At 73.9% G+C, this 11,985-nt stretch carries 10 protein-coding genes; 8 read left to right on the top strand and 2 right to left on the bottom strand.

The window, feature by feature from the left end:
* Positions 1-8 precede the first annotated feature (8 nt).
* The gene (locus tag ACWDS7_RS20750) at positions 9-1,565 is read left to right on the top strand and encodes an alpha/beta hydrolase (RefSeq protein WP_451930595.1); all 1,557 of its coding nucleotides are present in this window, start codon (positions 9-11) and stop codon (positions 1,563-1,565) included.
* A gap of 48 nt (positions 1,566-1,613) precedes the next feature.
* On the opposite strand, the gene ACWDS7_RS20745 is transcribed toward ACWDS7_RS20750, so the two are convergent.
* Positions 1,614-3,413 carry a bifunctional serine/threonine-protein kinase/glutamate ABC transporter substrate-binding protein gene (locus ACWDS7_RS20745; protein ID WP_451930594.1) on the bottom strand — a complete coding sequence of 600 codons (1,800 nt, stop codon included), beginning with the start codon at positions 3,411-3,413 and terminating at the stop codon, positions 1,614-1,616.
* A 166-nt stretch (positions 3,414-3,579) separates the two neighbouring features.
* Here ACWDS7_RS20745 and ACWDS7_RS20740 point away from each other — a divergent pair, with 166 nt between their 5' ends.
* The 6 genes from ACWDS7_RS20740 to ACWDS7_RS20715 are packed head-to-tail and all read left to right on the top strand — an operon-like array spanning position 3,580 to position 9,108.
* Entirely contained in the window at positions 3,580-4,083 is a 504-nt protein-coding gene (locus ACWDS7_RS20740) for a hypothetical protein (RefSeq protein ID WP_451930593.1), read from the top strand.
* Complete coding sequence (locus ACWDS7_RS20735) at positions 4,080-5,123, top strand: peptidoglycan-binding protein (protein ID WP_451930592.1); 1,044 nt, start codon at positions 4,080-4,082, stop codon at positions 5,121-5,123. Before ACWDS7_RS20740 ends, ACWDS7_RS20735 begins: the two co-directional genes overlap by 4 nt.
* Complete coding sequence (locus tag ACWDS7_RS20730; RefSeq protein WP_451930591.1) at positions 5,120-5,911, top strand: ABC transporter ATP-binding protein; 792 nt, start codon at positions 5,120-5,122, stop codon at positions 5,909-5,911. The genes ACWDS7_RS20735 and ACWDS7_RS20730 overlap by 4 nt, the downstream gene beginning before the upstream one ends.
* On the top strand, positions 5,908-7,299 hold the full coding sequence (locus ACWDS7_RS20725) for an ABC transporter permease (RefSeq protein WP_451930590.1): 1,392 nt from the start codon (positions 5,908-5,910) through the stop codon (positions 7,297-7,299). The genes ACWDS7_RS20730 and ACWDS7_RS20725 overlap by 4 nt, the downstream gene beginning before the upstream one ends.
* Positions 7,300-7,348: 49 nt before the next feature.
* Positions 7,349-8,002 (top strand): response regulator transcription factor, encoded by a 654-nt coding sequence (locus ACWDS7_RS20720; RefSeq protein ID WP_451930589.1) that lies wholly within the window; start codon positions 7,349-7,351, stop codon positions 8,000-8,002.
* The gene (locus ACWDS7_RS20715) at positions 7,999-9,108 is read left to right on the top strand and encodes a sensor histidine kinase (RefSeq protein WP_451930588.1); all 1,110 of its coding nucleotides are present in this window, start codon (positions 7,999-8,001) and stop codon (positions 9,106-9,108) included. Before ACWDS7_RS20720 ends, ACWDS7_RS20715 begins: the two co-directional genes overlap by 4 nt.
* A 25-nt stretch (positions 9,109-9,133) precedes the next feature.
* Here the strand turns inward: ACWDS7_RS20715 and ACWDS7_RS20710 are convergent, their stop codons facing one another.
* Positions 9,134-10,654, bottom strand: coding sequence for an MFS transporter (locus ACWDS7_RS20710; RefSeq protein WP_451930587.1), 1,521 nt, complete (start codon positions 10,652-10,654; stop codon positions 9,134-9,136).
* An 89-nt stretch (positions 10,655-10,743) separates the two neighbouring features.
* Between ACWDS7_RS20710 and ACWDS7_RS20705 the strand changes: the two genes are divergently transcribed.
* Entirely contained in the window at positions 10,744-11,931 is a 1,188-nt protein-coding gene (locus ACWDS7_RS20705) for a LysR family transcriptional regulator (RefSeq protein ID WP_451930586.1), read from the top strand.
* The last annotated feature ends 54 nt before the right edge of the window (positions 11,932-11,985 follow it).

Raw genomic sequence — 11,985 nt, 5'->3', positions numbered from 1 at the left:
AGCACCACGTGCGAAAAGTCTTGACGGCCGCCACCGTGACGGCGGTCCTGTCCACAGCGCTGACCGCCTGCAGCGGCGGCACCGCGGCGGACGGCCACCGCGCCTCCGGCGCCCCCCAGGCACCGGCCTCCGCCCACAACGCGGCCGGGACGTCGGACCCGATCGCCTGGGGCCCGTGCACCGACATCGAGCGCCCCGGCGGGCAGGCTCCGGCCAAACCCGACCCCAACCTGCAGTGCGGCAAGCTCAAGGTCCCCCTCGACTACGCCAGCCCGGACGGCGAGACGCTGGAGATGGCCGTGATCAGGGTCAGGGCCACCGGCCCCGGCGAGCGGATCGGCTCCCTGGTCTTCAACTTCGGAGGTCCCGGCGGGTCCGGCGTCGACACCCTGGCCCAGGCCGTCAAGGTCTTCAGCACCCTGCGCACCCGCTACGACCTGGTCAGCTTCGACCCGCGCGGGGTGGAGCGCAGCGCCGGCGTCAAGTGCGGCGACAGCAAGGTGATGGACCGGTTCACCTCGATGGACAGCGTGGCCACCACCCCGGCGGAGCGGGCCGCGATGGACAAGATCATCAAGGAGTTCGCCACCGCCTGCGAGCAGACCTCCGGCAAGGTCCTGCCCTACGTCGGCACGGTGAACGCCGCCCAGGACATGGACCGGCTCCGCGCGGCGCTGGGCGACAGGCAGCTCAACTACTTCGGCATCTCGTACGGCACGCAGCTCGGCGCGGTCTACGCGACGAAGTTCGCCAAGAACGTGGGGCGTTTCGTGCTGGACGCCCCGCTCGACCCCAGCGTCACCCTGAAGCAGCGCACGCTGGTGCAGACCTCCGGGTTCCAGCAGGCCTACGAGTCCTTCCTGAAGGACTGCGTCAAGGACCGGGGCCAGTGCGAGCTCGGCGCCGACGCGACCATCGCCAACAAGAACGTCGACAACTTCCTGGACGAGCTGGACAACCGGCCGCTGCCGGTGGGCAACCGCTCGCTCACCCAGGGCCTGGCCAGCACCGGTGTCGCCGCCGCGCTGTACTCCAACCTGACCTGGCCGCTGCTGGAGCAGGCCCTGGCCCAGGGGTTCAAGGGCGACGGCCGGCTCCTGCTGTCGCTGGCCGACAGCTACAACGGCCGCAGGCCCGACGGGTCCTACTCGACCCTGATGAGCAGTTTCCCGGCCATCAGCTGCGCGGACACCGCCGAACGGCCGACCTCCGAGGAGCTGGTCAAGGTGGAGGCCGCGGCGTTGAAGATCTCGCCGCTGTTCGGCAGCGCGGGGCTGGGGATCATCTGCCGGGCATGGCCGGTCCCGGGCAGCGACGAGGCCAGGAAGGTCAACGCCACCGGCTCCGCGCCGATCGTGGTGGTCGGCGGCACGGGCGACCCCGCCACGCCGTACGAGTGGGCGCCGAAGATGACCTCGGAGCTCACGACCGGCGTGCTGGTCACCTACAAGGGCGAGGGCCACGGCGCCTACCTGTCGGGCGACGCGTGCGTGAAGAAGGTCATCGACGGCTACCTGCTCGGCGGGAAGACTCCCGCCAAGGGCACGACCTGTCCCGCGTCCTGACCGATGGGGGCGGTCCCGCCGGGCGGGGCCGCCCGGCCGCCTGCCCCGCTACCGGCAGGTCTCCAGCTCGGGCAGCTCGGTCTCGGAGCGGAAGCCGACCCTGCCGAAGTGGCGTTCGAGCAGCGTCCGCATGGTCCCGTCGGCGTACATGGACCCGATCGCCGCGTTGATCGCCCGGCAGGCCCCGGGGTCGCCGGCTCTCAGCGCCACGCCGTACCGCTCGGCGGTGAGCCGGATCCCGGCGATCTTGAGTCCCGCTCCGCGCAGGCGGGCGCCGAACCCGGCGATCAGCACGTCGTCGCCGGGCAGGGCGTCGGCGCTGCCGTCGGCCACCCGGGTGGCGCACTTGGAGGTGTCGGCGTCGCGGACGGCGACGAACCTGACGCCCCTGTCCCTGATCAGGGAGCTGGTGGTCTGGCCGGGGGCCAGGCAGAGCCGCTTGCCGCGCAGGTGCTCGACCTTGGAGATCTTGGAGCCCGCCCGGACGAGCACGTCGCGGTGGGCCAGGTAGTACGGTCCGGCGAAGGCGATCCGGCCGCGGTCGGCGCTGTCGATCGAGAGGTTGGCGACCACGAGGTCCACCTTGCCCCGCTCGACCGCCGCCTCCCGGGCGGCGTAGCCCACGGGCACATATCTGACCCTGCCCTCGGGCACCTTCAGGGCCCTGGCGATGTATTCGGCCACGTCGATCTCGAACCCGGTGGGCGGCACGCCCAGCGAGACGCCGGGGAAGCCGTCGCGGTAGCCGACCCTGAGCACGCCGCCGGCCCTGATCCGGTCGAGCAGGGGCGAGCCGGTGGAGGCCGCCGGGGCCGGGGTGGAGGCGGCCGGGCTCGGCGAGGCGGCGGCGCCCCAGCCGGAGATGGGGCCGGACTGGACGGCCAGGAAGGCGGCCGCCGCGCCGAGGACCACGGCCACGGCCGCGGCGACGGTCCGGCGGCGGCGCCGGGCCGGGGTCCGCCGCTCCACCCGGGTCAGGTCGACCGTGGCGGCCTGGACGCCCTCGGCCAGCACCTCCTCGGAGACCTGGGCCTCGTCCACCGGATGGCCGAGCAGGCGTTTGAGCACCTCGTCGGCGGTGGGCCGGAGCCGCTGGTCCTTGTTCAGGCAGGCGGCGACGGTCGGGCGCAGGTCCTCGGGGAGGGCGCTCAGGTCGGCTTCGTGGTTGATGACGCGGTTGAGCGTCGCCACGATCGTGTCACCGCCGAAGGGCGCCTTGCCGGTGGCGGTGAAGACCATGGTCGAGGCCCAGGCGAACACGTCGGCGGGCAGGCCGACACGCTCCTCGGCGATCTGCTCGGGCGCCATGTAGGCCGGGGTCCCGACCGCGCGGGTGGTGATCGTCCCGCTCTCGTCGATGATCTTCGCGATGCCGAAGTCGACGACCCGGGGGCCGTCCGCGGCCAGCAGCACGTTGTCCGGTTTCAGATCGCGGTGGGCGATCCCGGCGTGGTGGATCGCGGTCAGCGCGGTGGCCGTGCCGATGGCGAGCCGGCTGAGCGCGTCACCGCTCAGCGGTCCGTCGCGCTCGACCACCTGGCGCAGCGAGGGCCCGTCGATCAGCTCGCTCGCGATGTAGGGCGTCTCGCCGTCGAGGTCGGCGGCGAGGACCCGGGCGGTGCAGAACGCCTCCACCCGCCGGGCCGCGGCGAGCTCGCGCGCGAAGCGGGAGCGCGCGTGGGCCTCGCCGGTGAAGCGCACGTGCAGCAGCTTGATGGCGGCGCGTCCCCCGTCGGCGGACTCCCCGAGGTAGACGACCCCCTGACCGCCCTCCCCCAGCCTGCCCTGGAGCGTGTAGTCCCCCAACTGCGGCGGATCCCCGGGCCGCAGCGGTCTGATCTCCGGCATCGCCGACCCCTCGTATGCACCGCTTTGCCCAAGCATTACACATCGGAAGGGTGAAGATCGCCCGCTCCCGCCACGGCCCCGGGGATAAAGACCGGTTAAACGGATCCGCTTAAAGAGTGTTTAACAGGGTTCTCGCAATATCTGTGGCGACAGGGAGGGAATCGCGATGAGAACAGTTCTGGTGGTGGCGGCGATCGTCTCGGCCGCCGCGGTGAGCGGGTGCGGGCAGAGCCCGGAGCCCGGGATCGCCTCCGCGGGAGGCGCCACGTCCTCGGCCGCCCCGGCGGCACCGGCCCAGCCGGACGGGCTGAGGTTCGCCCGGTGCATGCGGGAGAACGGCGTCGACATGCCCGACCCGGAGCCGGGCAGCGACGCCGTGACGCTCCGCGGGGAGGTCGACAAGGACAGCCTGGACAGGGCCTCCAGGGCCTGCGAGAAATACGGTCCAGCCGGTCAGAAGAAGAGGGCGGCGGCCGACCCCGCGGTCCAGAACGCCTTGCTGAAGTACGCCCGCTGCATGCGGGAGAACGGCATCGACATGAAGGATCCTGACTTTTCCGATGGAAGGGTTCGTTTAGGCGGAAATAGGATGAATCTCAACTCTCCTGAGACCGAGAAGGCGATGGAGATCTGCCGTGAGCACCTGCCCGGATCGGGGAAGCGGCCTTGAGACACGGCAGGGTCATCGCCGGGGCCGCCGGGGCCGTCCTGCTCGCCGGCGGCGGCGTGGCGGCGCTCACGCTGACCGGCCGGCAGGACGCCCCCGCCGCGGCCTCCGCCGCCCCCGTGGCGACCGCCGAGATCACCCGCTCCGACCTGGCCGACGCCGAGGCCGTCGACGGCACGCTCGGCTACTCGGGCCGCCGCAGGCTGCCCAACCACGCGGACGGCACGGTCACCAGGGTCAGGGAGCAGGGGTCCACGGTGGGGCGCGGCGGCTGGCTCTACCGGGTGGACGGCAGGCCGGTGATCCTGATGTACGGCGACATCCCGATGTACCGCACGCTGTCCTCCGGTTCCAGCGGCAAGGACGTCGAGCAGCTGGAGCGCAACCTCAAGGCCCTCGGCCACGACCCCGGCACGGTGGACGGCGACTTCTCCTGGCTGACCGCGCGGGCCGTACGGCGGTGGCAGGACGCCGCGGGCCTGCCGGAGACCGGGTCGGTCGACGCGGCCCAGGTCGTGGTCGCCTCCGGGAGGCTGCGGATCGCCGAGGTCACCGCGGAGCCCGGGACCGCCGCGGGCCGGTCGGTGGTGACCACGACCAGCACCCGCCGGATCGTCCACATCGACCTCGACTCGGCCGACCAGCAGCTCGCCAGGATCGGCGCCCCGGTGACGGTGGAGCTGCCCGGCGGCCCGGCCAGGGGCCGGATCACCTCGGTCGGCACGGTCGCCGAGCCCGAGATGGACGGCGGCCGGCCGACCGGCGCCTCCACGATCGACCTTGAGGTCACCCTGGCCGATCCCCGGAAGCTCGGCCGCCTCGACCAGGCCCCCGTCACGGTGAACCTCCGCGGCGAGCACCGCCGGGACGTGCTCTCCGTCCCGGTCGAGGCGCTGCTGGCCCTCCGCGAGGGAGGCTACGGCCTGCGCCTGGCCGATCACCGCACCGTCGCGGTCGAGACCGGCCTGTACGCCTCCGGCCGCGTCGAGGTGTCCGGCGCCGGTCTCGCCGAGGGCATGAAGGTCGAGGTGCCGCAGTCATGAGCCACCGGCCCGACTCCACCTTCGACCCCGCGGGCACCACCGGCCCGCCCGCCCCGGTGATCGAGCTGTCGGGGGCGGAGAAGATCTATCCCGGCGGGGTGCGCGCGCTGCGCGGCGTGGACCTGCGCGTCCTCCCCGGCGAACTCGTGGCGATCGTCGGCCCCTCCGGGTCGGGGAAGTCGACCATGCTGCACCTGATCGGCACCCTCGACCGCCCCTCCGCCGGGACCGTCCGCATCGCCGGGCACGACGTGGGGGCGCTGTCGGACCGGCAGCTGTCGGCGCTGCGCGCCCGGCGCATCGGGTTCGTCTTCCAGCAGTTCCATCTGGCCGCCGGGGTCGCCGCGCTCGACAACGTCGCCGACGGCATGCTGTACGGCGGAGCCCCACGCCGGGAGCGGCGGGAACGGGCCGCCGAGGCGCTCAGGCGGGTCGGCCTCGGCCACCGGCTGGGGCACCGGCCCGGCGAGCTGTCCGGCGGGGAGCGCCAGCGGGTCGCGGTGGCCAGGGCCGTGGCCGGCGAGCCGTCGCTGCTGCTGGCCGACGAGCCGACCGGCAACCTCGACACCGCCTCCGGCCACGCCGTGCTGACGATCCTGCGCGAGCTCAACGCCTCCGGCACCACCGTGGCGATCATCACCCACGACGACGAGGTGGCCGCGGCCGCCCCGCGCCGGGTCAGGCTGCGCGACGGCCTGATCGTCACCGACGAGAGGACCGACATCGACGCGGGCGGGAAGACCGGCGGGAAGACCGGCGGCGGGGCGCACCCGGGGAGCACGGCATGAACCGGACACGGCACGTACCGGAGGACAGACGCCCCGGCCCGGACGCCCCCGGGCGGGAGCGGCCCGGCCGGGCGCACGCCGTACCCGAGTACGGACGGCACGACGCCGCACCCGAGTACGGACGGCACGACGCCACGCTTGGACATGAGCGGCCCGGCCCGGCGCCCGGACATGAGCGGCCCGGCACGGCGCGCACCGCACCGGATCTGGTCCCCGGCCGGCTCGGCTGGGCGGACCTGCTGCGGGTGGGCGGCTCCGGGCTGAGGACCCGGCCGGGCCGGGTGCTGCTGTCGGCGCTGGGCATCGCGATCGGCATCGCGACCATGGTGGCGGTCGTCGGGATCTCCTCCTCCAGCAAGGCCCGGCTGCTCGACGAGCTCGACCGGCTCGGCACCGACCTGCTCACCGTCACCGCCGGGCGGACCGTGCTCGGGGGCAGCGCCGAGCTGCCGGAGGAGGCGGTCGCCATGGCCGCCAGGATCGGGCCGGTGACCGGCGCCGCCGCCACCGGTGACACCGGCGAGCACGTCTGGCGGACCGACCTGGTGCCGCGGGAGCAGACCGGGGGGCTGGGGGTCCGGGCGGCCTCGCCCGGCCTGCTCACCACGCTCCAGACCCACGTCGAGCGGGGCGTCTGGCTCAACCGGGCGACCGGGGCGCAGCGCGCGGTGGTCCTGGGGTCGGTGGCGGCCCAGCGGCTCGGCGTGCGGGAGGTGGGGGACCAGGTGTGGATCGGCGGGCGGTGGTGGACGGTCACCGGCGTGCTGGCCGCCTCCCCGCTGGCACCGGAGATCGACCGGTCGGTGCTCGTCGGGTCCGAGGCCGCCGGGCGATACCTGGACTTCGACGGCCACCCCACCACGCTCTACATCCGCTCCTCCGACGCCGCGGTGGGCGAGGTGCGCCAGGTGCTGCCCAGGACCGTGAACCCGGAGCATCCCGAGGAGGTCGAGGTCAGCAGGCCCTCCGACGGGCTCGTCGCGAAGGCCGCGGCCGCGGGGGCGTTCACGGACCTGCTGCTCGGCGTCGGCGCGATGGCGCTGCTGGTCGGCGGGGTCGGCGTGGCCAACACCATGGTCATCTCGGTGCTGGAACGCCGCGGGGAGATCGGTCTGCGCCGCTCGCTCGGCGCCACCCGGGGCCAGGTGCGCGGCCAGTTCCTCACCGAGTCGCTGCTCCTGTCGGGCATGGGCGGCGCCGCGGGGGTGGCGCTGGGGGCGCTGGTCACCGTCGGGTACGCCGCCGTGCGGGACCTGCCCGCCGTGGTCCCGCTCTGGGCCATGGCCGGTGGCCTGGCGGCGCCCCTGCTGGTGGGGACGGTCGCCGGGATCTATCCCGCGATGCGGGCGGCCCGCATGTCCCCCACCCTCGCCCTCACCACGCCCTGAGGGAGGGCGCTTATCCGATGTTTACCCCTGGACGGCCAGGATTGCGATCATGCGAGTGCTCATCGTGGAGGACGAGCGGGTGCTCGCCGACATCGTGGCGACCGGTCTGCGCCGGGAGACCATGGCCGTGGACGTGGTCCACGACGGGGACGCGGCGCTGGAACGGGCCGCCGTCAACGACTACGACGTGATCGTGCTGGACCGGGACCTGCCCGTGCTCCACGGCGACGAGGTCTGCCGCCGCCTGGTCTCCGCCCGGATCCCGGCCAGGATCATCATGCTGACCGCCGCCGGGGACCTCGGGTCGAAGGTGGAGGGCCTGTCGATCGGCGCCGACGACTACCTGCCCAAGCCCTTCGACTTCCCCGAGCTGGTGGCCCGGCTGCGCGCGCTGGCCCGCCGGACCCCCCAGATGGTGCCGCCGGTGCTCAGCCGGTCGGGCATCACCCTCGACCCGGGCCGTCACGAGGTCTTCCGCGACGGCCGGTACGTGGCGCTGAGCCCCAAGGAGTTCGCGGTGCTGGAGATCCTGATGCGCGCCGAGGGCACCGTGGTCAGCGCCGAGGACCTGCTGGAGAAGGCCTGGGACGAGAACATCAACTACTTCACCAACTCGGTGCGGGTCACGGTGATGACCCTGCGCAGGAAGCTCGGCGACCCGCCGGTGGTGGAGACGGTGACCGGCCTGGGGTACCGGCTGTGAGCGCGCGGCGGATCTCGGTACGGCTCCGCCTGACCCTGGTCTACGGCAGCCTGTTCTCCGCCGCGGGCCTCGTGCTCGTACTGGCCAACTACTTCGTCGTCCGGCAGATGCTCCACCAGCCCGTCAGGGTGACGCCCCGGGAGGCCGTGGCCGTACCGCTCCCCCGGGACGGTGACCTCCTGCGGACCTTCACCGACGCCAAGGGCCAGTACCGCGACAGCGTGATGGCCTCGATGGTCCAGTGGTCGCTGCTGGCCACCGTGATCGTCGGGGTGACGGGGCTGGCCGTCGGGTGGATCGTGGCCCGCCGGGCGCTGGCCCCGCTGCACACGATGACCGAGGCGGCCCGCCGCCTGTCGGAGAGCACCCTGCACGAGCGGATCGCCCTGGACGGCCCCCGCGACGAGCTCCGCGACCTGGCCGACACCTTCGACTCCATGCTGGAACGCCTCGACCACGCCTTCGACAGCCAGCGCCGCTTCGTCGCCAACGCCTCCCACGAGCTGCGCACCCCGCTGGCCATCAACCGGGCGCTGGTGCAGGTCTCCATGACCGATCCCGGCCTTCCCGCGGAGATCAGGGCCGTCGGCGCCGAACTGCTGGCCGCCGGCGCCCGCCAGGAACGGCTCATCGAGGGACTGCTCCTGCTGGCCCAGAGCGAGCGGGAGCTGACCGAGCGCCGCCCGGTGGACCTGGCCGAACTCGCCGGGAGCGCGCTGGCCTCCGTGCCGGAGGCCACGGCGGACCTGAGCCCGGCCCCGGCGACCGGTGATCCGGTGCTGCTGGGACAGATGATCGGTAACCTGCTCGACAACGCGGTGAAGTACAACGACGGGCGCGCCCTGGTCACCGTCCGCACCGGCCGGGACCGGCGAGGGAGCGTCATCACCGTGGAGAACACCGGCCGCGTCGTCCCCGCCGACCGGATCGAGGAGCTCTTCGAACCGTTCCGCCGCCTCGACCGCGACCGGACCGGCTCGACCGCCGGCGCGGGCCTCGGCCTGTCGATCGTCCGGGCGGTCGCCCGGGCCCACCGCGGCTCGGTGGAGGCCGTGCCGCGTCCGGGCGGCGGCCTGACCGTCACCGTACGGCTGGCGCCGGGATGAGCGCACCGTACGGCCGGCGGGGACGTCAGGAGGGCTCCGCGGCCCGCGTCCGCGCGCCGGCGTCCCGCGCGGGCCGCACGGTCACCGACACCAGCAGGGCGGCCAGGAGCAGCACGCCCGCCGCGGCGTAGAAGGCCCACTGGTAGCCGCTGACGGCGGCCGCCGGGGAGGACTGCCCGGCCTCCAGCGCCGTGCCGGTGCGGCCTATCGCGACCGCGGTGAAGACGGCCAGGCCGAGGGCGCTGCCCAACTGCTGCATGGTCGTCTGCACCCCCGAGCCGAGCCCCGCGTCGTCGTCGGTCACCCCGTGCAGGGCCGCGTTCTGCAGCGCGGGGAAGGCGGTCCCCAGCCCCGCGGCAATCATCACCATGGCGGGCAGCACGTCGGCGGCGTAGCCGCTGGTGACCGACATGCGCACGGCCACGTACAGCATCCCGGCGGCGCTGAGGACGAGGCCGGCGCCGATGGTGCCCGTGGTGCCCAGCTTGGCGGTGAGCGCGGTCGAGGCCGCCAGGCCGGCGAGGAAGGCCACGCAGAAGGGCAGGTAGGCCAGCCCCGTGGCCAGCGGCTGGTAGCCGAGGACGTTCTGCATGTAGAGGGTGAGCAGGAACATGGTCGCCGCCATGCCGCTGGTCAGCGTGATCGTCGCCAGGTTCGCCGACAGGCGGACGCGGCTGGCCAGGAAACGCGGCGGCACCAGCGGCGCGGCGCTCCTCGTCTCCACCACGGCGGAGGCGGCCAGCGCGGCCAGCCCGGCGCCCAGGGGCAGCAGCACGACCGGGGCGCCCCAGCCGTTGCGGCCGGCCGCGAGCAGGCCGGCGATGAGCGCGATCAGACCGCCGGTGACGAGCACCGCGCCCGCCCAGTCCACCCTGCGCCCGCCGGCGCCGGGCCGCGCGTCCACCAGCCGGGGGGCGAGCAGCAACGCGACCGCGGCGACCGGCAGGTTGACGAAGAAGACCCAGCGCCAGCCGGCCAGCTCCGTCAGCGCCCCCGACAGCAGCACCCCGGCCGTGGCGCCCAGCCCGCTCAGCCCTCCCCAGATCGCCAGGGCACGGGCCCGCTCACGGCCGTCGGGGAACATCAGCACGATCATCGACAGGGCGGCCGGCGCCGCCAGCGCCTCCCCGAGCCCCTGCCCGAACCGGCCGGCCACCAGCATGCCGGTGCTCCCCGCGACACCGCTGGCCAGCGACGCCAGCGCGAACACCGCGGTGCCGGCGAGGAACACGCGGCGCCGTCCCCACAGGTCGGCCAGCCGCCCGCCGAGCAGCAGCAGCCCGCCCGCGGTCACGACGTAGGCGTTGACCACCCAGGCCAGGCCCTCCGTCGACGCCCCCAGATCCCGCTGCACCGAGGGCAGCGCGATGTTCACGATCGAGCTGTCCACGGTGAACATGAACTGCACCAGGGCCAGCACCGCCAGCGCGCGCCAGCGACGTGGATCCGGCGCGGCCGCCGTGCCGTCCGGGTCTGCCGTGCCGTCCGGGTCTGCCGTGCCGTCCAGGTCTTGAGCCGGCCCGCGGGACCGGAGGTCCTCATCCATGTGATCCACTCAACCGCCTGGTGTCCCAGGGCGTCCAACAACAACTCGCCTCCTTGACAAGCAGTTCTTGTCACTGCAGCTTGTTGGGGATGGATCTCGACCTGCGCCAGCTCCAGGCCTTCGTCACGACCTCCGAGGAGCTGCACTTCGGCCGGGCCGCGGGCCGGCTGTTCCTCACCCAGCAGGCCCTGTCCCACCGCATCCGGCGCCTGGAGGCGACGCTGGGCGGGCCGCTGTTCGTGCGCGGCCATCACGTCGTCGAGCTGACCGATCTCGGACGGCGGCTGCTGCCCCTGTCGCGGCAGGCCCTGGCCGTCGCCGACGAGATCGTGGCCGCGGCGCAGCTCGATCAGCAGCCGCTGCGGCTCGACACCTTCCGCCCGATCGCCGCCTCCTCGCTGCTCCGCCAGCTGATCGTGGATCTGGGCGACCTGCCGCTGGAGCTGAGCACCCGGCACAGCCTGGGCACCGCCCTGTCGGCACTGCGGCGCGCCGAGATCGACGTGGCCTTCGGGCGGGTGCACGGCCTGCCCCACCCCTGGCCCGACGGCCTGGCCCACCGGCTGCTGCGGCTGGAGCCCCTCCACGCGCTGATGTCGCGGCGCCACCCGCTGGCGGCGCGGCCCACGTTGCGCCCGGCCGACCTGCGCCCCCACGGGATCTGGACGCCCGCCCTCGCGGGCGCCACCGAGCTGGACGGCTATCTGCGCGCGCTCGGCGACCACTTCGGCATCCCCCTGACCATCGGACCGGCGGTCGCCACCCTCGACCAGGTGGTGGCGCAGATCCACGCGCATCCCGACCGCGTTTGGCTGATCGACGCCGACGTCCAGACCGCCCGGCTCCCGGCCACGGCGCTGGTCCCGCTGGCCGGTCCCACCCCGCTCTATCCCTGGTCGCTGGTCTGGCGGCGCGACAACCGCCATCCGCTCCTCAGCCGGATGCTGGACACCGCCGACGCGACAGCCCGGCGGGAGGGGTGGCTGCACTACGAGCCCGGCCGGCACTGGCTGCCGGCCGAAGACCGCGCCGCCGCCACCGCCACCGCCGGCGCACCCGCGCCCGTACCAGGACCGGAACCAGGATCGGGACCGGAATCAGGAACGATCCCCGGAGCGAGAGCGGAATCAGGAACGAGACCAGGACCCGGAGCGGGAACGGAACCAGGTCCGGAACCGAGAGCGGGAGCGGAACCGAGACCAGGAGCGGGACCAGGACCCGGAGCAGGACCCGGACTAGGACCCGGAGCGGGGGCCGGCCAGGGCGCCGGCCGGTGACCGCCGGCCGGCGTCAGCGCGGGTATCGACTTCTCGCATGCCCGAGATTTCCCA

It is taken from the genome of Streptosporangium sp. NPDC003464 (assembly GCF_053588315.1).
The sequence above is the reverse complement of the archived record's forward strand: the minus strand, read 5'-3'. Positions and strand labels throughout refer to the sequence as shown.